This is a genomic window from Candidatus Kosakonia sp. 282A-S69, assembly GCF_029433855.1.
Classification (GTDB): Bacteria; Pseudomonadota; Gammaproteobacteria; order Enterobacterales; family Enterobacteriaceae; genus Kosakonia; species Kosakonia cowanii_A.
In genome coordinates this window covers 741313-760566 of the sequence record NZ_JAROAU010000001.1, presented here as the reverse complement: position 1 = coordinate 760566, position 19254 = coordinate 741313, and the positions used below count along the sequence as shown (strand labels likewise).

At 52.4% G+C, this 19254-nt stretch carries 24 protein-coding genes and 1 pseudogene; 12 read left to right on the top strand and 13 right to left on the bottom strand.

Annotated features, from left to right (window positions below; genetic code table 11):
- Positions 1–27: 27 nt before the first annotated feature.
- Entirely contained in the window at positions 28–1035 is a 1008-nt protein-coding gene (locus PU683_RS03265; protein ID WP_277170081.1) for a hemin-degrading factor, read from the bottom strand.
- A gap of 66 nt (positions 1036–1101) precedes the next feature.
- Positions 1102–3456 (bottom strand): TonB-dependent receptor domain-containing protein, encoded by a 2355-nt coding sequence (locus PU683_RS03260; RefSeq protein WP_277170080.1) that lies wholly within the window; start codon positions 3454–3456, stop codon positions 1102–1104.
- A 206-nt stretch (positions 3457–3662) separates the two neighbouring features.
- Between PU683_RS03260 and PU683_RS03255 the strand changes: the two genes are divergently transcribed.
- Entirely contained in the window at positions 3663–3950 is a 288-nt protein-coding gene (locus PU683_RS03255; protein WP_277170483.1) for an Rdx family protein, read from the top strand.
- A gap of 12 nt (positions 3951–3962) precedes the next feature.
- On the opposite strand, the gene hutX is transcribed toward PU683_RS03255, so the two are convergent.
- From hutX to PU683_RS03240, 3 genes are all read right to left on the bottom strand, one after another.
- Positions 3963–4451: a heme utilization cystosolic carrier protein HutX gene (gene hutX / locus PU683_RS03250; protein ID WP_277170079.1), complete on the bottom strand. Its 489-nt coding sequence runs from the start codon at positions 4449–4451 to the stop codon at positions 3963–3965.
- 130 nt (positions 4452–4581) lie between these two features.
- Positions 4582–4659, bottom strand: a complete 78-nt coding sequence (locus PU683_RS03245) for a hypothetical protein (protein ID WP_235180437.1) — start codon at positions 4657–4659, stop codon at positions 4582–4584.
- 491 nt (positions 4660–5150) lie between these two features.
- Complete coding sequence (locus PU683_RS03240) at positions 5151–5324, bottom strand: con-10 family general stress protein (protein ID WP_277170078.1); 174 nt, start codon at positions 5322–5324, stop codon at positions 5151–5153.
- A 346-nt stretch (positions 5325–5670) separates the two neighbouring features.
- On the opposite strand from PU683_RS03240, the gene zinT reads away from it, so the two are divergent.
- The 7 genes from zinT (at position 5671) to PU683_RS03205 (ending at position 12825) form a co-directional block, all read left to right on the top strand.
- Positions 5671–6309, top strand: coding sequence for a metal-binding protein ZinT (gene zinT / locus PU683_RS03235; RefSeq protein ID WP_277170482.1), 639 nt, complete (start codon positions 5671–5673; stop codon positions 6307–6309).
- 344 nt (positions 6310–6653) lie between these two features.
- Positions 6654–7325 (top strand): hypothetical protein, encoded by a 672-nt coding sequence (locus PU683_RS03230; RefSeq protein WP_277170077.1) that lies wholly within the window; start codon positions 6654–6656, stop codon positions 7323–7325.
- A 291-nt stretch (positions 7326–7616) separates the two neighbouring features.
- The gene (gene paoA / locus PU683_RS03225; protein WP_277170076.1) at positions 7617–8171 is read left to right on the top strand and encodes an aldehyde dehydrogenase iron-sulfur subunit PaoA; all 555 of its coding nucleotides are present in this window, start codon (positions 7617–7619) and stop codon (positions 8169–8171) included.
- The gene (locus tag PU683_RS03220; RefSeq protein WP_277170075.1) at positions 8168–9118 is read left to right on the top strand and encodes an FAD binding domain-containing protein; all 951 of its coding nucleotides are present in this window, start codon (positions 8168–8170) and stop codon (positions 9116–9118) included. Before paoA ends, PU683_RS03220 begins: the two co-directional genes overlap by 4 nt.
- Before the next feature lie 3 nt (positions 9119–9121).
- The gene (paoC, locus tag PU683_RS03215; RefSeq protein WP_277170073.1) at positions 9122–11311 is read left to right on the top strand and encodes an aldehyde oxidoreductase molybdenum-binding subunit PaoC; all 2190 of its coding nucleotides are present in this window, start codon (positions 9122–9124) and stop codon (positions 11309–11311) included.
- Between the two features lie 9 nt (positions 11312–11320).
- Positions 11321–12259 carry an XdhC family protein gene (locus tag PU683_RS03210; protein WP_277170072.1) on the top strand — a complete coding sequence of 313 codons (939 nt, stop codon included), beginning with the start codon at positions 11321–11323 and terminating at the stop codon, positions 12257–12259.
- The gene (locus PU683_RS03205; RefSeq protein WP_277170071.1) at positions 12259–12825 is read left to right on the top strand and encodes a nucleotidyltransferase family protein; all 567 of its coding nucleotides are present in this window, start codon (positions 12259–12261) and stop codon (positions 12823–12825) included. The genes PU683_RS03210 and PU683_RS03205 overlap by 1 nt, the downstream gene beginning before the upstream one ends.
- Here the strand turns inward: PU683_RS03205 and PU683_RS03200 are convergent.
- Positions 12805–13425 (bottom strand): histidine phosphatase family protein, encoded by a 621-nt coding sequence (locus PU683_RS03200; RefSeq protein WP_277170070.1) that lies wholly within the window; start codon positions 13423–13425, stop codon positions 12805–12807. The genes PU683_RS03205 and PU683_RS03200 overlap by 21 nt on opposite strands.
- Before the next feature lie 73 nt (positions 13426–13498).
- Here PU683_RS03200 and PU683_RS03195 point away from each other — a divergent pair, with 73 nt between their 5' ends.
- A complete protein-coding gene (locus tag PU683_RS03195; RefSeq protein WP_277170069.1) occupies positions 13499–13921 on the top strand; it encodes an Imm10 family immunity protein in 423 nt (140 codons plus the stop codon).
- A gap of 32 nt (positions 13922–13953) precedes the next feature.
- Here PU683_RS03195 and PU683_RS03190 read toward each other — a convergent pair whose 3' ends face one another.
- Positions 13954–14223 (bottom strand): hypothetical protein, encoded by a 270-nt coding sequence (locus PU683_RS03190; RefSeq protein WP_277170068.1) that lies wholly within the window; start codon positions 14221–14223, stop codon positions 13954–13956.
- A gap of 233 nt (positions 14224–14456) precedes the next feature.
- Here PU683_RS03190 and PU683_RS03185 point away from each other — a divergent pair, with 233 nt between their 5' ends.
- Complete coding sequence (locus PU683_RS03185) at positions 14457–14792, top strand: hypothetical protein (protein WP_277170067.1); 336 nt, start codon at positions 14457–14459, stop codon at positions 14790–14792.
- A gap of 65 nt (positions 14793–14857) precedes the next feature.
- Positions 14858–15400: an RNA 2'-phosphotransferase gene (locus PU683_RS03180; protein WP_277170066.1), complete on the top strand. Its 543-nt coding sequence runs from the start codon at positions 14858–14860 to the stop codon at positions 15398–15400.
- Positions 15401–15658: 258 nt separating this feature from the next.
- Here the strand turns inward: PU683_RS03180 and cdiI are convergent, their stop codons facing one another.
- From cdiI to PU683_RS03160, 3 genes and pseudogenes are all read right to left on the bottom strand, one after another.
- Positions 15659–16009, bottom strand: coding sequence for a ribonuclease toxin immunity protein CdiI (gene cdiI / locus PU683_RS03175; RefSeq protein WP_277170065.1), 351 nt, complete (start codon positions 16007–16009; stop codon positions 15659–15661).
- 56 nt (positions 16010–16065) lie between these two features.
- A pseudogene (locus PU683_RS22355) lies at positions 16066–16547 on the bottom strand (immunity 42 family protein).
- A gap of 411 nt (positions 16548–16958) precedes the next feature.
- Positions 16959–17159 (bottom strand): SMI1/KNR4 family protein, encoded by a 201-nt coding sequence (locus tag PU683_RS03160; RefSeq protein ID WP_277170063.1) that lies wholly within the window; start codon positions 17157–17159, stop codon positions 16959–16961.
- A 236-nt stretch (positions 17160–17395) separates the two neighbouring features.
- Here PU683_RS03160 and PU683_RS03155 point away from each other — a divergent pair, with 236 nt between their 5' ends.
- Positions 17396–17482 carry a SymE family type I addiction module toxin gene (locus PU683_RS03155; RefSeq protein WP_277170480.1) on the top strand — a complete coding sequence of 29 codons (87 nt, stop codon included), beginning with the start codon at positions 17396–17398 and terminating at the stop codon, positions 17480–17482.
- Between the two features lie 151 nt (positions 17483–17633).
- Here the strand turns inward: PU683_RS03155 and PU683_RS03150 are convergent, their stop codons facing one another.
- The 3 genes from PU683_RS03150 to PU683_RS03140 all read right to left on the bottom strand — a co-directional run bounded on the left by PU683_RS03150 (position 17634) and on the right by PU683_RS03140 (position 19253).
- Entirely contained in the window at positions 17634–18083 is a 450-nt protein-coding gene (locus tag PU683_RS03150) for a hypothetical protein (protein ID WP_277170061.1), read from the bottom strand.
- A 117-nt stretch (positions 18084–18200) separates the two neighbouring features.
- Positions 18201–18599, bottom strand: coding sequence for a DUF6896 domain-containing protein (locus PU683_RS03145; protein ID WP_277170060.1), 399 nt, complete (start codon positions 18597–18599; stop codon positions 18201–18203).
- A 246-nt stretch (positions 18600–18845) separates the two neighbouring features.
- Positions 18846–19253, bottom strand: coding sequence for a hypothetical protein (locus tag PU683_RS03140; RefSeq protein WP_277170059.1), 408 nt, complete (start codon positions 19251–19253; stop codon positions 18846–18848).
- Position 19254: the final 1 nt, after the last annotated feature.

Here is a 19254-nt window from a genome sequence, read left to right as displayed (position 1 = left end):
CGGCGTCAGCGCTTTAATCTGCCCGCGTCAGCAAGCCTGTTCACGATCCCCTTCGCTGCGCTGACCATAAAGCTGAGCGATTTGCGTCCCATCCTGGGCAAAAAGCTCGAGGCTGGTGACATGCCCATCCGCGGTCGGCTTGCGCGTAATCCAGCTCTCGTGGATCCCCGCTTCGCGCAGGTGCAGCGTAAAGATCTTATTCATCACCCTCAGCCAGTCGCCTACCGGTGCGCACTTCTCCAGCGCACCGGTAAAAATTTGTATGCAGCCACGGTTCCCGACAAAGATCATGATCTCATTACCCGTTTGCTGCACCTGCTGTAACAGGGTGGGCAGCGCGTCGTTGCTGACCTGACAGGCGAGATCGTCGCCCACCAGCCGGAACGCCTGCTGGCGTGAGATGTTGTGCTTGCGCAGCAGGTTGAAGAACTGGTGCACATCGGTCATTTCGCGCCAGTCGTGATCGACCGCCTCGGCATCGGGCGCGTCGTCGTAAAACTTACTCTCAGCCGCAAACAGGGAGAGCGGCACCTGACGCCGCACGCTAAAGCGCTCCACCATTTCGTCCCACTGGCTGCCGTCGGTATAGGGCGTGGCGTAGATTTTCAGCAGTGCATCGCCCTGGTGATCAAAAAACTGGATACTGCGCCGCTCGCCTCGTGGCCCCTGTTCCCGCAGGTAGTAAACAAAGGCCCACTGGCTCATAAAGAGGCGCAGATCGAGGCCGCGCGGGTTGAGCACCACCCCGGCGCGATCGCTGATATGTTGATTGGTGAAACGCCCGGTCATTTCATGAACCGCATATTCATTACGACAGATGCTTTTGGCTTCGCCGACGCTCTCCAGCGCCTTGAAGATATGGCGCACCGCGCCCTCCAGGCGTACCGCATCGTAGCCAACACGCGCCTCGGCCAGCTCCGCTTCGCTTATCGCCAGCTGGAAAGCGATATCTCTGGCGCTTTTTGCCGGTTCAAGTGCTCTGATTAACTGATACTCCTGCCGGATAGAGGCATAATCCTTTGAAGATACAGGCATATTTTTCACATCCTTTCTGTGGCTTAACGTCCCCGGCACGCGCGCGGGGGGGAACAGGCTACCGGGTCAAAAATCAATATTGACGCCCAACTGCCAGCTACGCCCCGGCATCACGGCCAGCGCATTGTCATAGCTATCCTGCAGGGTGCTCGTTTCCTGCGTACGGCTGCTGAGGTAATCCCAATATTTGCGGTTGGTGAGGTTGTAGACGCCGCCGTTAACCTTTACGTGCTTCGCCACCTGCCACCAGGCGCTGAGATCGACGAGCCCGTAACCGGGTATGCGCATATAGCTACTGCTGGTGGAGGCGATCGGCTCGCCGCTGTTCTGATAGGTTTCACGGCTGGTCGCGGTGGCGCGCTTGCCTTTGACAAAGGTGGCGGTCAGCGCGGTGCCGTAGCGTTTTGCCGGATCGTCCCAGCCGAGGCCGACAATCGCTTTCATTGGCGCGACGCTATCAAGATCGCGGTAACTGTCGCCCAAGTAGCGTGATTTGGCTTTCCCCTCGGCGTAGCCATAAGCGAGCGTTGCATGCAGCCCGTCGACCTCGTCAAACCAGCGGCCGACATGGAGCGTGGCGCTGATTTCACCGCCATAGATAAAGGCTTTATCGCGGTTTTCCGCCTGGTAGCTGGTGTAGATATTTGATGGCACGCTGGCAAAGTTGGCCGGGCTGTCGGCGCGGCGATAGCGGGTATAGGCGATAAAGTTTTTATAGCTGTTGTAGAAGAGCGCACTGCGCAGCGTAACGCCCTGCGCCACTTCGCCTTTCAACCCCCATTCGAGGTTGTCGCTGGTTTCGGTTTTTAGCGCCGCGTTACCGATCAGCGCATACTGCGCGCGCCCGGCATAACTGGAGCCGAGATTCCACGAACCATAACGCTGGCTGGCATTGGGGAACTGCGCCCCGCGGCGGTATTGCAGGTAGCTCATTAAACGAGGCGTGATGGCATACTGGAAGGTGAGCGATGGCAGCCACTCGGTGTCGCTGTTTTTGTGGTACAGCGCGGCGACATCCGTGGTCTTCAGCACATTGCTGGTGGTCGTCAGGCTGCCCAGGTTCTCCGGCTTCATCGACTGATACATCACGCGTATGGCGGGAGTGAGGGCAAAGTGGTGTCCACCGGCAGCGAAATTGATCTGATCCTGCAGAAATGCGCCGAGGATCTCACTTTTACTGTCCGCTTCAGGCTGCATGATCGCGCTACTTCTGCTCGGCAGAGGTTGCTGGCGGAACGGGCGCTGGGTTTTGCTGCTGCTGGCATTGAAGCCGGCGCGCAGATCGTGACGACCAATGCTCTTCGCCAGCGCATGCTGAATGCCTAGCGTATCGGTGTCGTAACTGGAGTAGACGTTGCCCGACATGCGGGTGGTGCTGTCCGGCATCCACGTGCGGTCATGCGCCTGCGTGTGCTGAAAATAGAGCTTTGTTGAGGCGCTATCGACCCACGCGTCAAGCGGTGTCCAGTCATCTTTCAGGCTGATGCCCCAGCGCCGGGTGTGGCTCCCCTGTTGGGTGTTGCCAATAATAGCGCTGCCGTCACGGTTCCAGGCATTAAAGTGGGTATGCGTGGTTTTGTGGTAGTAGTCCGCCGTATAGGTCAGTTTATGCGCCTCGGAGGCTTGCAGGATGAGCGAGAGCAGCAGCGCATCGGAGTGCCAGTTAGCGGGGTAAGCCGCGATCCTGTCGCTGTTGTTGCGCGTTTGCTGGCCATCGCGGCGGCTGAAAACCACAATACCGCGCTCGCGTTCATCCCCTGCCGCGGCCGTTACGCCGTTGTGCAAGCTGCGATCGCTGGAGTCGTAATCGCTCTGGTAGCCCGCGTAATGCCGCTTCGTCTCATAGAGATAGTCATCAGCGGATTTTGGCCGGAACGAGACATTGCCGCCGATGGCGGTGTTGGCCTGCTCCGCAGAGGTGGCACCCGGCTGGATCGCCACGCTGCCGTAGAGGTAGGGATCGATATAGTCGCGGCCAATGCCGAAGGTGTTAAGCCCGGCACGCCCGGCGTAGCTGCGCCCGGTCGCTTCCGGCTGGGGAATACCGTCGACATCAATGCCTACACGGTTACTCTCAAGACCACGAATGTTATAACCGGTATACCCGCCGCGGTCGAAACCGCTCTTACCATTGCCGGAACCGCCCCCACTTCCGGTCGCCCCCATCAGCGGTTCATAGCGCATGATGGAGCCAAAATCATTCGCGCCTTTGTGTTGCAGGGCATCGGCGTCGATGGCGCGATCGCTTCCGGCCCTGAGCCGTAGCGCAGGCGCGGTAATGACCATCTCTTCTGCGCGATCGTGTTCTTCGCGTGAGGCCGTTTCTGCCGCAAATGTTGCAGTGGGCGTAAGCGTTGTCAGAAATGAGGTGACCAGCACGCGGTTTCTGAAGCGTAGCCGGTAAAAGGGTGAAGTCGCCATAAGTGTGTGTGCCTTTGAATTATTATCATCCGGCTCACATCAACTCCCAGAAAATCGGCGGAACCGTACACCCGCCGCACGGGTCTGGCATCGGCTCTCTGTTATTGTCAGGATAATAATGATAACCATTATCACTTGCAACGATTTCATAATCTCAACATTTTGCTTACACTTTGCTGACCCCTTTCCCTTCAGGTAACAAAATGATGTCCACTAAACCTGTCATCACCCTGCACTACTGTGCGCAGTGCAACTGGATGCTGCGCGCCAGCTGGATGGCGCAAGAGCTGCTCCATACTTTCAGTAATGACTTAGGATCCGTGACGCTGATCCCCGGCACTGGCGGCATTTTTGTTATCGAAGCGGATGGCTGCGTCATTTGGGACCGCAAGCAAGATGGCGGTTTTCCCGATGCCGCAGAGCTGAAGCGCCGCGTACGCGACTGCTGCTTCCCGGAAAAACCGTTGGGTCATGTTGAAAAGCAAAGCGAATAAGCCAGCCGCAGGTTACTGCGCCAACGACTGCGCCAGCGCGCGAAACGCCGCTAACTGCGGGGCAAGAAGCTGATGATGCTCGTCACGACCGACGAAAATTTTCAGCATCGCGCTGCCTGCGGCGTTGAAAAAGAGAATCGTGGCGGCATCCAGGGCCATAAATTTGCGTTCTATAAAGGCGATATGTGTGCAGCGATCGGCCTTGATATGACCCGATACCTGCTCCTTTCCCCGCAAATTGAAGTAGCCATGGCTGTAAAAGCCCGTCGGCAGCGCAATACTGCATTCGAGGATCACATCTTCGGTATGGATCAGTAACATCACCTTGCCCCAGGTGGTGACTTCCTGCCACACCGCGTCAAAGTGGCTGCCAGCAATCATTTTGCTGCCCGGCAGTTGCCGCACCACTTCCAGCAGCGTGGTCTGGTAATGCCGGGCAACGTGTTCCAGTATGCAATCAGGCTCGGTGTGCAGAAACTCCTCTAAACTCTTCTCTGTCATCTCTATCTCCTTTTGACTTTCCCTTCGCCACCTCTCCACCGCAGCGACTAATGAGAATTACTATCATTTATCTGCAGAAAAAACCACGCGCTTACGCGCAATAAAAAAGGCCGCCGAAGCGACCTTATGACTATTTTTTAACCGGTTGCGGTTTTTTATCGCCGGATTCCGGCGCTTCGCGTGGATCGTCTTTTTCAATAGTGAGCACAAAACCTCCTTTTACGAATGTATGTTTAGTAAATATAGTCAGGCCGGCAATGCTAAACCAGGCGGCAGCGGGCTAAAAATCACCCACAAGCGGAGAAGAATTAAGCTGAATCGGTTCAAAAAACCGTCCACATAGCCAAAAAATCATTATTTTCAAATATTTATTCATGAAATAATTTATTCGTGAGGTTCGTAAAAATTCATTACAAATAGATCAGGGAGCAGCCTATTCTGATACGCAATTGTGCATAAGTCGCCAACTCATTGTTAGTAACGAAGATGCATTTGCATACCCTCAGGCGCAGATCGGATTTCCTGTACCTGAGGGATTTTTTTATGCCTACATCCCGGCAGGAAATAATTCACGAAGGGAACAAATATTATTATTTGCAGTTTTAAACACCCTACAAATAATTAAGCGAGCCGTTTCCGACTCGCTGACATTTAAAAATATCTATTTTTAAACGTTACGTTAAAACAGCAACGGCACCACTATTTTTGATTGCTGCCGTGGCTATTCTGTCCGCCTTTTTTACCGGCTTCGGACGCGCGCTCTGGGTCGTTTTTAAAGTTCCCACCGCTCTGCTGTCCGCCTTTGCGCCCTGCTTCTGAGGCTTTTTCACGATCTTCAGCGAAATTACCGGAACCGCCTCTATGCTCGGCCATGTTATTTCTCCATCTGTCGTTTTAAAAATAATCAATATGACATCAGCATCATATTAATCGCCTTTCATGATCAAGTTTGGCAATAATCATAAATTAGTCAAAGCGCAGCCGTTAATTCCATCCACGTTTAACAAAAATTGTTTTTTCTCATTCCTCGTATCTCTCTGGTTAATGAAGAAAAAAAGCGTAGCGTGGCGCTAAATTTATTTTACCGCTGCGTTTAGGGTACTAATCACATGTGTTGCCGTCTGTCCGGTGCTGGCGGCACTACCGGGGGCTGGTGTTTGTTTTTGTTATAATATAACATTTCAATTCATGACAAACGTAACCAGGGAGTGACACAGTGATGAAGAAAACGGCTTTGGCCTTGGGAATGGGCGCGCTGCTGCTGAGCGCACAGGGCTTTGCCCATGGGCATCACCACGGCAAACCGCTGACAGAAGTGGAGCGTAAAGCGAGCGAGGGGATTATTGATGATAAGGATGTAAAAGACCGCGCGCTGTCTGACTGGGATGGAGTCTGGCAATCCGTTAACCCTTACCTGCTGAGCGGCGATCTCGATCCGGTGCTGAAGAAAAAGGCGCAGCACGGCGATAAAACGGTGGAGGAGTATCGCGACTATTACAAAAAGGGCTACGCCACGAATATCGATATGATCGGCATTGAAAACAACGTGATGGAGTTTCACACCGGCAAAACGGTTAACAGCTGCCGCTACGACTATGCTGGCTACAAGATCCTGACCTACGTTTCGGGCAAAAAGGGTGTGCGCTATCTGTTTGAGTGTAAAGATGCCAGCTCAAAAGCGCCGAAGTATGTGCAGTTCAGCGATCACACCATTGCGCCGCGCAAGTCTCAGCATTTCCATATTTTCATGGGCAATGAGTCTCAGGAGGCGTTGCTGAAAGAGATGGATAACTGGCCGACCTACTACCCCTACAATATGACCAAAGAGCAGATTGTCGACGAGATGCTCCATCACTGAATTAATTTGACGCTTTCATCAGATTGAGCCAAATAGCCTTTTGCTTATCTGGATGAGAGTGTCACATTTAGATTTTACTTATACTAAGCGGCTTCGTATCTTGCTGTTCAAGCCGCTTATCTATAAGCGCGCAATAACTGAAGTGATACAACAACCTCTATTTATTTAAAGGTTCCCCCTCCTATAAAAGAGCGTGAAAAATCTGAAAGAATATCAACTTCTGGTTACAATCCCTCTTCATTGCGCTAATTACATTAATACTACCGTTTTAAATAAATCAGTATGAACATCACCTATTTGTTGTCTGACAGATGTTAAACATGCCGTAAAAGCAAGGGGGAATTATGCGTCTATTCAGTAAAAAGAAAAGCGCGACCACTCTTTCGCCAACCTCTACAGATAATGAACAAACTAATGATAACAGCCCCGTTAAGCAGGGCGATTTGATATATGGCGTGCACTCAGAACTGGGCCGCAGATGGTATGCGGAACACAAAGAACCCTTTAAATCCAGGACGTTAACCATTGATGAACTAAAAATCCTTAAAAGCGACCCCTTCACCAATCAGCGTTACGCCCAATTTGAGCAAGAGTTTCGTAACTTTTTAAAAAGCAGTCCAAAATATAAAAGCGCCCTGGATTCCGCAGGCAACAACGAAGATATTCGCAGAAAGGCAAAAGCAGGCCTGCAATGGGCAGTTAATTCTGGCAGAAACGTACATTTTGTTCTCGATGACTTAAATATAAGTAATGTCATAAATAAACAACATAAAGGTAAAAACGCCGACACACCAGCCAGCAATGGTAAGAAGAAGAACAGAGCCATCACCGGCGCTGAATTAAGGTGGATTTACCGCAACAGGATGAACGAAAATGTGAAAAGCCATATCTTCTTTTGGCTTGAAGGAAAGGTCGTTTTGGCCCCATGGGAAGATGACATTGTGCAATCCATTATTCAAAACGGACAGATCAAAGAAATATTCAATGACCGCAAGAAATGGAGTGAATATAAGTAAACCGCCTCCCATTACCTCATTAAAAAGTAGGTTTCGCCCGGTGCCGCGCTTACCACTCACGCACCGGGTAAGCGACAAAAAATTTTTAGCGCCGGGGTTCAGCCAGCCACGCTGGGGCGTGGCGCCCCCCTCTCTGCCCGCACTCCGCACTTCTCCTTGCCCCTCTATCGTCGCGATGATTTAGGAGTAATCCGCTCCGGAGTGCCGTCTATGCTTAAAACTTAAAAAAATGATAACGCCGTTATAAGCGCAAACCTTTTATTCACCCGCATTGATGACTGGAGGCCTGGTATGAGCAACCACGGCAACACCCCGGACGCGCACCGCGCCCCGGAAATGATCCCGCTATCCTTAACTGTCAACGGCGAGCGCCGCCAGCTTGAGGTTGATACCCGTACCACGCTGCTGGATGCACTGCGTGAAAGTTTACACCTCACCGGCACCAAGAAAGGGTGCGATCACGGTCAGTGCGGCGCCTGCACGGTGATCGTCAATGGCCGACGCATTAACTCCTGCCTCACCCTGGCGGTGATGCAGCAGGATGCTGAAATCACCACCATCGAAGGTCTCGGCTCACCGGACGATCTCCATCCCATGCAGGCGGCTTTTGTTAAACATGATGGTTACCAGTGCGGTTACTGCACGCCGGGGCAGATCTGCTCCTCCGTTGCCATGCTGAAAGAGATTGAGCAGGGCATTCCCAGCCATGTCACCCTCGATCTTGTCTCCCCGCCCGAGATAACGGCAGATGAGATCCGTGAACGCATGAGCGGCAACCTCTGCCGCTGTGGCGCCTACGCCAACATGCTGGCGGCAATTGAAGAGACCGCCGGGGAGAAATCATGAAGACCTTTACCTATGAGCGGGTCACCACCCCTGCCGAAGCGGCTGCCAGTGCGCAGCGCACAGCGGGTGCGAAGTTTATCGCTGGCGGCACTAACCTGCTGGATTTGATGAAGCTTGCGATTGAGACGCCGACCCATCTGATTGATGTCAATGGCCTGGCGCTGGATAGCATTGAAGAAACCGCTGAAGGTGGCCTGCGCATTGGCGCGCTGGTGCGCAACACCGACCTCGCCGCCGATGAGCGCGTGCGCCGTGATTATGCCGTGCTTTCCCGCGCCCTGCTCGCCGGGGCTTCCGGGCAGTTGCGTAACCAGGCGACGACCGCAGGCAACCTGCTGCAACGCACGCGCTGCCCCTATTTCTACGACACCAACCAGCCCTGTAACAAGCGCCAGCCGGGCAGCGGCTGCGCGGCGCTGGGCGGCTACAGCCGTCAGCTTGCGGTGGTCGGTGCCAGTGAATCCTGCATTGCCACCCATCCGAGCGATATGGCGGTTGCCATGCAACTGCTTGATGCCATTGTTGAGACCGTCAACCCGGACGGTAGCGAACGCCAGATCCCGCTGGCGGTGTTTTATCGCGCGCCGGGCGACACGCCGCATCTGGAGACGGTGTTGCAGCCCGGCGAACTGATCGTTGCCGTCACCCTGCCGCCGCCGGCGGGCGGAACGCATATCTACCGTAAAGTGCGCGACCGCGCTTCTTACGCTTTTGCGCTGGTCTCCGTGGCGGCAATTGTCCACCCGGACGGCAGCGGGCGCGTCGCCATCGGCGGGGTTGCCCATAAACCGTGGCGGCTTGCCGAAGCGGATGCGGCGCTGCCGCAGGGAGCACAGGCGGTGTATGAGAAGCTCTTCGCCACCGCGCAGCCGACGGCGGAGAATGCATTTAAATTGACGCTGGCGAAGCGCACGCTCGCCTCGGTGTTGTCGGAAGCGAGGGCGTAAACGATGAAATTTGAGAAACCGGCAGGCGAAAACCCAATCGACCAGTTGAAAGTGGTCGGTCAGCCTCATGATCGCATCGATGGCCCGCTGAAAGTGAGTGGTCGCGCCCACTACGCTTACGAGTGGCATGATCTACTGCCCAATGTCGCCTATGGCTACATCGTCAGTGCGGGCATTGCGAAAGGTAAAATCAGCGAGATTAACTGCGACGCGGCTGGCAACGCGCCAGGCGTGCTGTCGATTATTACTGCCGATAACGCCGGCCCGCTGGGCAAAGGCGAACGCAACGCCGCTACGCTGCTCGGCGGCCCGCAGATTGAGCACTACCACCAGGCCGTTGCGCTGGTGGTGGCTGAAACTTTTGAACAGGCGCGCGCCGCTGCCGGGCTCGTGGACCTCACTTACCAGCGCGAAAACGGTGCCTACGATCTGGCAGCGCAGAAGCCGGCGGTCAACAGCGCACCGGAGAGCGCGCCGGACAAAAATAGCGGCAATTTTGACGCCGCCTGGGCAAGCGCGGAGGTGAAACTCGACGCCACCTACACCACGCCGGATCAGAGCCATATGGCGATGGAGCCGCATGCCTCGATGGCCGTCTGGGATGGGGATAAGGTGACGGTCTGGACCTCCAACCAGATGGTCGCCTGGTGCCGGACCGATCTGGCCACCACCCTCAATCTGCCGGAAGAGAATGTACGCATCATCTCGCCCTATATCGGCGGCGGCTTTGGCGGCAAACTCTTCCTGCGCAGCGATGCGCTGCTGGCCGCCCTCGCCGCTCGTGCTCTGCAACGCCCGGTGAAAGTGATGCTACCGCGCCCGATGATCCCCAATAACACTACCCATCGCCCGGCGACTATTCAGCACATTCGTATCGGCACCGATCGGCAGGGCAAAATCACCGCCATCGCTCATGATAGCTGGTCCGGCAACCTGCCGGGCGGGACGCCGGAGACGGCGGTGAACCAGAGCGAGCTGCTCTACGCCGGGGCTCATCGCCATACCGGTTTACGGCTGGCGACGCTTGATTTACCGGAGGGCAACGCCATGCGCGCGCCGGGTGAAGCGCCCGGCATGATGGCGCTGGAGATTGCCATTGATGAGATGGCAGAGCGAGCCGGGATCGATCCGGTTGAGTTTCGCATTCTCAACGACACGCAGGTTGATCCAAAAGATCCACAACGCCCCTTCTCACGCCGCCAGCTGGTGGAATGCCTGCGTACCGGAGCAGAGCGCTTTGGCTGGTCGCAGCGCTGCGCCACCCCCGGCCAGACGCGGGATGGGGAGTGGCTGATAGGCTACGGTGTGGCGGCGGGTTTTCGTAACAACCTGCTCGCCCCGTCCGGCGCGCGCGTGCATCTCGACGACGCAGGCCGGGTAACGGTGGAGATGGATATGACCGATATCGGCACCGGCAGCTACACCATCCTTGCCCAGACCGCCGCCGAGATGCTCGGCGTGCCGCTCTCCCACGTTGAAGTGCGCCTCGGCGACTCCAGCTTTCCGGTCTCTGCCGGATCAGGCGGGCAATGGGGTGCCAACACCTCCACCGCTGGCGTCTATGCTGCCTGCGTCAAGCTGCGTGAAGCCATTGCCAAAAAACTGGGCTTTGACGCCGCTGCAGCGGTGTTCGCTGATGAGACGGTAAGCGTGGGCGAGCGCAGCGCACCGCTAAAAGCGGCGGGCGCGCTTAGCGCGGAGGACATCATTGAGTTTGGCGATCTGGATGAGCAGTACCAGCAATCGACCTTCGCCGGCCACTTTGTTGAGGTCGCCGTCGATGCGGCAACCGGTGAAGTGCGCGTGCGCCGTATGCTGGCAGTGTGTGCCGCCGGGCGCATCCTCAACCCGAAAACCGCGCGCAGCCAGGTGATTGGCGCGATGACGATGGGGCTGGGCGGCGCACTGATGGAGGAGCTGGCAGTCGACACGCGGCAGGGCTACTTCGTCAATCACGATATGGCCACCTATGAGGTGCCGGTGCATGCCGATGTGCCTGAGCAGGAGGTGATCTTCCTTGACGACACGGACCCCATCTCCTCGCCGATGAAAGCCAAAGGCGTGGGTGAGCTGGGGCTGTGCGGCGTCAGCGCAGCCATCGCCAATGCGATCTACAACGCCACCGGGGTGCGGGTGCGGGATTACCCCGTCACCCTCGATAAGCTGCTCGATGCCTTGCCGGATATCGCCTGAGGAGCCGCCATGGAACAGACCATTCTGGCCCCCGACACGGCGGATGAAGCGCTGCTGACGCCGCAGCAGGCGCTGCTCACCGATGACAGCGAAGAGATTCTGCGCTTCGCCGTTGATGCGCTGAGCGCAGGCATGGGGGCTGCGCTGGTGACGCTGACCGGTATTCGCGGCGGCGCGGCTCGCGCGGCGGGCGCGCAGATGGTGGTGCGCGAAGATGGCGGCTACTGTGGCTTTGTCTCTGGCGGCTGCGTGGAGTCTGCCGCCGCCTTTGAAGCGATGGCGGCACTCGCCTGCGGTGAAGATCGCGTGGTGCGCTACGGCGAGGGATCGCCATGGTTCGACATTGTGCTCCCCTGCGGCGGCGGCATCACGCTGCATATTCACTGCCTGCGTAGCGCGCAACCACTGTTGGCGGTGCTGAACCTGCTTGCGCAGCGCCAGCCCGCCGCGCTGCGCTACCATCCCGCCCGTGAGCAGCTTTGCTGCGTGACGGGTGTGACCGAAAGCGGCTGGCATGAGGAAACCTTTAACGTCGCCTACCGCCCGCGCGTGCGGGTGATGGTGTTTGGCCGCTCGATTGAAGCGCAGGCCACCGCCAGCCTCGCCCGCGCCTCGGGCTACGAGGTGCAGCTTGTCGAGACGCTAACGGATGGCGCACAGATCGACGCGCAGACGGCGGTGATCCTGCTCTCGCACGATCTGCACCGGGAGCTGCCGGTGTTGCAGGCGGCGCTCCGCGCACAGCCTTTCTACATCGGCGCGCTGGGAAGCTACCGCACCCATCAAAAACGCACGCAGAAGCTGAGTGAATTGGGCATTGCACAGACTGATATTGCGCGGATCAAAGCGCCGATTGGCATTTTCCCGAAAGCGCGCGATGCGCGTTCGCTGGCGCTCTCCGTGCTGGCGGATGTCGCCGCCGCGCAGCTCGCAAGGGATGTAGCCTGATGGCTGATCCGGTGGTGATCATCCTTGCCGCAGGCCGCGGCGAGCGCTTTCTCGCCTCCGGCGCACAACAGCACAAGCTTGATACGCCGCTCGGTGAGCGCACGGTATTAGAGCACGTGATTCATACAGTGAAGCGCGCGGGTCTTAACTGGCATCTGGTTCGCCCTGCCGGCGGCACGGGCGGAATGGGCGACTCCATCGCGCTGGGCGTTAACGCCACCCCGAACGCCTCCGGCTGGCTGATTCTGCCCGCCGACCTGCCGCTGATCGCCCCGGAATCGTTACTGCGCGTCGCCGAAGGGTTAGGTGAAAAAGCGCTGGTGGTGCCGTGGTATCAGCAGCGCCAGGGCCATCCGGTCGCCTTTTCACCTCTCTACCTCCCTGCCCTGCGGGCATTAACTGGCGATAGCGGCGCGAAAAGTATCGTGCAGCAGGCAAGAGCGCGCGCCGAGGTGCTGGATCTGCCGCTGACGGATGCGGGAATCGTTCAGGATATTGATACGCTGGAGGATTTGCGGCGGGCGGAGAGTAGCTACGATAACCTTCTACCCGTCCAGCGCGCGTAAGTGAGTCGCCACGCCCCAGCGCAGCACTTCGCATTTCTCTTGCGACATCTCTAACACCGCGTAGCTCGCATTGGGTTGGGCATAGCGGGCGAAGTTCTCAAGGTTTCCCTCTTTCAGTAGCGCCAGCAGCCCCTGAGTGACGTGCCCATGGCAGACAACGCAGATAGTTTCCTGCGCCGCGCGCGCGCGCTGAAGCTGTAAAAACGCCAGCATGCGTTGCACCGCCTGCGCCAGTGATTCCCCGCCTGGCGGGCAGAATGCGGCATCGTGCGCAAATAACGCCCCGGCTTCAGCGGGAGATTCAGCCTGTAAATTCATCGTGGAAAGCCCTTCGTAGCGCCCGAATGACTGCTCCCTCAGCGCGGCATCGATCACCAGCGGTGCCTGAAAAAGCGCGGCGAGTTGTTCACCCATGCTGCGCGCCCGCGGGAGCGGCGAGCTAAAGACGCACTCTGCGGCGTAACAATCATCTTTTAATGCAGCGAGTAACGCTGCCGTTTCGCGCTCGCCGCGCTCGGTGAGTGGGCTGTCCTGCTGGCCCTGAATCATGCCCGCGCGGTTCCACTGCGTTTGTGCATGCCGAACGAGAATAACCTTCATCTGCCCTGCTCCTCGCCCGTTATATTCGCGGGAAATTTATAATGGGTATGAATGGAAAAAGAGTGGCTATCATGTGGCGGGAATACAAGCGAAAAATAACGCCGACGACGGGGAAAAGATGGTTGGGATAAAAGCGTTTAATGCGGTTTGCGCGAATGTCGCCAACGAGGATGAGGTGCTTACCCTTGGCGTAGGAGACGATGCACACGACCCGGAGCATTTTTTTATCATCGGGAGATTGGATGAAGATGATCTTGCTATTGATGAGTGCATCGGGTTTCAGAGCGACGACACCGCCTATGAGCTGGCGGCGGCAATAGAAGCCGTTACGCTCAGCGTGGATACATTGACGATTCGGCTGAACGAGGCTGCGGCGCAGCAGACAGGTTACAGGGAGTATTGCGCGACAATTTCTGCTGTTCAAAACAGCGGGGAGTTAAAAGCCGCTTTGCTAACGTTATTTGCGGGCAGCAAGGTGAGGCTGCAACTTAAATAATGCCGGAAGTGAATGTGCCAAACAGCGCTGGCTCAGCGAACGCGCTGATACTGGTTTGCCCGGTGGCCCACCGCGATGCATTTCGCCTCAACCATACTGATGTAGTAATAGCGGGGGTTTGGCAGATGGGTCATCAGCCAGGGAAGCTCGCTGGAGTATTTGACATCAGTGGTGGCGATCATCCACACCGGTTCGCCATATAAGGTGATGACCGTAGCGTGATGAGCCTGCTCATCCCACCCGCGCCGACTCTGCGCGGCATAGTCTCTGGCGATCTCGATAGCTTCAGCTTGAGTGATCATTGCAGCCTCCTGAGCAGAAGAAGTTTTGCGTAAGCTACACGGCTTTGTAACCAGTGGCTATGACGGTTTTTAGCTGAGGCAGTAGGGATAAATTATCTCGTGCCTGGCAATCCATCCGCTGCGGCGAGAGGGGAATCATTTCTACCAGTGATGCTTTTGTTTGGGCTTCGTTTTTACAATCTCTTTTCGCCTCAGCTACACTACGCCCTCACTTTTTCTTGCTGAACTCAACAATGTTAAAAAAATTACGCGTTATCACTCCTCTGCTCGCGCTGATTGGCGCTGTTGCCTACTGGCTTACGCCGCACTACTCCGAAGAGGAGGAGAGCTATTACCGCGCGGTCTTCTGCACCATCGATCACGACGATGCGCAGAATTTTGCCCGTGATATGGAAAATATTATCGAGGGTGGCAACGCCGATTACGCGTTACGTAAAAATCACTACATCTCCGCGCTGGGCGACAGAATGATCGATACGTGGACGTCGCTCAGCGCGCAGCAGCAGGCTGGCATCAAAGAGGATCAGCAGAAGTGCCGCGAGATTATGAGTGAAAAACAGCGGTCATAATGAAATTATGAGCTTTGCAGCAGTGGCCTTCTGGTTTAACGGCAGGGATTATTTGAGAGTAAGTGATGAGCAAAAAGAGTACCGACACCAGTAAATTCTTAAGTTATGTCTTGCGCCATAAACCAGAAGCGATTGAGCTAACTCTGGATAAAGAGGGCTGGGCTGTTATAGACGAGCTTATTCTGCGTGCTGGTAATAAAGGCTATGCACTCGATAAAGATCTTATTTTCGACGTTGTTGAAAGCAGTGAAAAGAAACGCTTCATGATCTCCGAAGATGGCTTACGCATTCGCGCTGCTCAGGGGCACTCCACTCAACAAGTCAATATCACTTACGCAGAGAAAACGCCTCCAGATGTTTTGTATCACGGCACTGCAACTCGTTTTATTGCTCAAATCAGAGAGCAAGGCCTACTCCCTTTGTCACGTCAGTATGTACATATTTCCTCTGATGAAGCTACGGCAATTCAGGTCGGGCAACGTTATGGAAAGCCTGTGTTATTAAAAATTAAAGCCGTGGATATGTATAAGAAGGGCTTTAAATTCTACCAGGCAGATAATGGGGTTTGGTTAACGGAGCATGTGCCGTATGAGTATATTCAGGAGTGACGGCTACTCATCATCATCCTGATCATCTTTATGCTGGGTTGCGTCAAGGCGAGCTGAAATTTTTATTCAACTGGTTTAATGTCAGGGAAAGCTGTCGAGGATCGTATTCACTCAAATTCATATTAGGAAGTAAGAACATTTTTAAACTTTAACAATTCTTTTGAGTTTCACTTCATTGAGGAAGGATCTTTATCCATATTGTAAATCGATAAGGATCACCAAAAAATCATATTCTTCTCCTTTCCCTGGTAATCATTCTTAGTGTATTTGCATCGTCAGGTCATTGACCGTTTTTTGATCATCTGGATGGAGCTTTATATAACTTTCACATGTAAGCCTGACGTAATTAAAACCTAAAAATTCAGGTACGATCATCTCTCCGCCATAGACACTGAACATAATTCTTTCAAAATGACACATAGGATCTGGATCATCTAAATCTGGAAAAGTACAATCAGTTTCATTAACACAGCATCCATACCTTTTCAGTATAAATGGCAATGCCCATAAAAACTTATGTTGAGAATATATAGAATTATAAAACTCTTTTATAACCCACTCAGGATCATTCTCATAATCTATGCCTTCGAAAAGTTTTTTATTATTCATTCAGTCATCGGAAAAAGCTCATAACGCGTGCTTACAAGACAAAAAACTCCGCTAACTTAGGATGGTACTAATGAAAACCACAAGGGGTTCCTTTGTAATAAACTAACAACATCACTCACTGTATTTTTGGGCAAAATCTTTTCACTTACATTTATGCCTCCATCTAAACTCCAAATTAATAAATCACCTTCATTTTTCTTCATAAAGTAAAGATAACAGGCATTATCTTCCATGGCAGTGCACGTTATATCAAATAACCCATCGATAAGCTCTGTGCCATCACCTGAAAATAGCTCGCTGCATTTTGATACAAACCATGCGCATCTATACTCGAATCATTAACACCAAGCTTATCCAATGGAGCATTCGAATAAAATCCAAACGTGGTTTTTAACTCAACCGGATTAATATTACCGAACAGTCTTTGACCATCAATATATAATGAAAAAAGGCCATTCTTCCAAATATCACCCGGTGCACTCCATGCTTCAACCACATCAAATTGAAGTGCGAAAATGAACGGATCGCCATAAATCATTTTATTTTCACTCTAAGCTTTTTTGGTACATCACTAGGTCTCTGCTTCCCAAAATATATTTATTTGCTAAATCGACAAATAGACACAACCAATCTCCCTCATTGAATTTACTTAATATCTCAGTAGATTCCACAATGGCGCAATCATACCAATAATCCCCGGGCTCATTATCACTACTAAAATCTGTAATGCATAAATCAAAGTTTCTATACATGTATGTACCTCAAGCGTTTCAAGCGCTCCCCCATCTGCAATTGCTGATTAAACATTGCTCACTTACAGCGGCAAATATGGAGGTGTAGGCTGCCGCTTGTCCCCTGCTACCCTTTCTCAAAATAGCTGTTATAGGCGGCCTGATGCATGATCATTACTGATGGCAGCATTGACCTGCACTCGATAACGGTTACGGAGTCAAATTTCTTCTCCGCCAATCTCACCACCTGTATAATTTTTCAAAAACCACACATACGATGGAGTTAGCTTGACTCCGAGAGTACTCTCTGCCTTTCTTATCCAATCGTCATCTACTGCATTCTCAGAAGTGCCAAAATTCACGATGTCACTATGTGCATTGATCAGTTCAACAACGTCTGCAGCTGTGATATTTTTCAATTAACTATTTCCCATAACTTTTAGCTCTCTTTTCTCGCTAAAATTTGCCGTAACTTCTCATCACTTACTTTCATTTTTTCTTCCCCCTGAATGATTTTATCTTGTAACTCTTTCATTTTTTCGTACCTTACTCCATATTGATCCTTCGTTTTCGTAAGAAGAGTAATAGTTGGTTTTCAGAAACGATTAGTTTAATACTGGTGACCTGCCCCAGTCTTTACCTCAAGGGCAACTGACTGGAAAAGGCGGGGTTTGCGACCGATACACCAGTTACCGTGGCGATTGAACACGGGCAACTGGTGATACGACTACTGGCTGCGTGACAGAGATCAATCCCGAGTTAGTGATAGTCTGAGCGATCCCCGTTAAATATAGTGGAAGATTCACAGTATTATTAACAGTATGAAAATTAATAAAAGATCCTAGTTTATAAATTTAGAATCCTCTTTGCTAATTCATAAGAACCATTATCTTTTATTCAACTGGTTTTAATGAAACAGCCATTTCTAGAGCGATTTTATTATATTTTTGGCCAAAATTAAGCATTGCCTTTGGTTTAAGCTCATCAAGAGCATAGACAATACTTGCCCTATGTCCCTTTTCAAAAAAAATTAAGTCTTCATCTTTATTAGTATAAATACCAACGGATTGGATGGTTCCATCATCAAGAAATAAATCGATGGTATTATTAAAATCAGAAGGGTCTTGCCCTGCTACATAAGCTTTTTTTATTACCCCAGACAGAGATAGCAACGGCATTTTACCTTGATTGATACTATCCCACCATTCTTGTGACCCAAAAAGACCATAGGTTCCATTTAACCCAACATAAGGTCTTGATTTATCTGATGTTAAAGCTTGAGTCAAGGAAACATATTCAGGATCAGCTTTTAACTCTTCAGAAAGAAGATATACCAGTTTCATGGATGTTTTTGTGTTTTCTAACGTTTTTCCGGGGGTGCTTGTACATCGGCGATCTGCCGGTGTACAAGCGCGGGAGCGGGCATTTTGCCTGATAGTTGGTAGCACGATCCCGGCCATTCAGGCCGGGATTTCTTTTAACCGGTATAATTTATCCGATATTTTCTCTAATTCACCCGAGATAACCATATTATTTAAAAGCACCTCAAGCTGGTTTTCATCATCAAGCGAAAAGTAATGTAGTAATCGCCATGTATCAACCAATTCAGGACAACTTATATTATTATGTACATCAACCACTTTATCAATGTGTGATCCTTCCATAAAGAACCTGATTCCCTTTCCATGTTTGGAAAAACTCCATATATCCTCATTAATATGGACATATCCACTTTTGGGAAAATCTAATAACCACTCAATGTCTTTTGCCATTGGATAAGCTTTAAATAAAGCTTTAACCAGCTCATTCTGAAGTAAAAAAAATCGAATAATTTCATCTTTATCAAAAATATTATTCATTTCAGTGCCTCACCCTTGCCTCAGCAGCTTCACGCAGTAATTGATCACCTTGTTCTTTTGTAACAGGGTGATCAATTACTGGGATAATGGGGTTTGGTTAACGGCGCATGTGCCGTATGAGTATATTCAGGAGCGACGGCTACTCATCGTCATCCTGATCATCTTTATGATGGGTTGCGTCAAGACGAGCCGATTTTCACCTCAGTAATTCCAAATGCGAAGAGATGAAAACCAACCCGACAAAAACTACGTAAATTTGATCACACATTCAGATAATGCGAAAGAACGTCCATCAGAGATCACAAACCGATCATTTTCAATATGGGCGAGCAACAGGCCAAGCCCATGCGCGCCAGTTTCGATATCTTTACGCCAGCCTTCCAGATCGCCATGATAGCCTATTGCATAGAAAGTGAGGCCTTCAGGTATAGTGATAGAACAGCCTCGTTCATTTCTGCCCCCACTCTTAGCACTTCTTGGTGATACAGAGGCAGTGAGGTTATCGAACTGTTTGCTAAATTTACTTTTCCCATCATCAGAGAAATAGACGATTTCTAAACCATCAACTTTTTCTGTGCCGGGAACAACACGCGCATCACTTCGCTCAATCTTAGCGCCACAATTCTTTTCAAGGTCATCTAAAAATTTACTCATG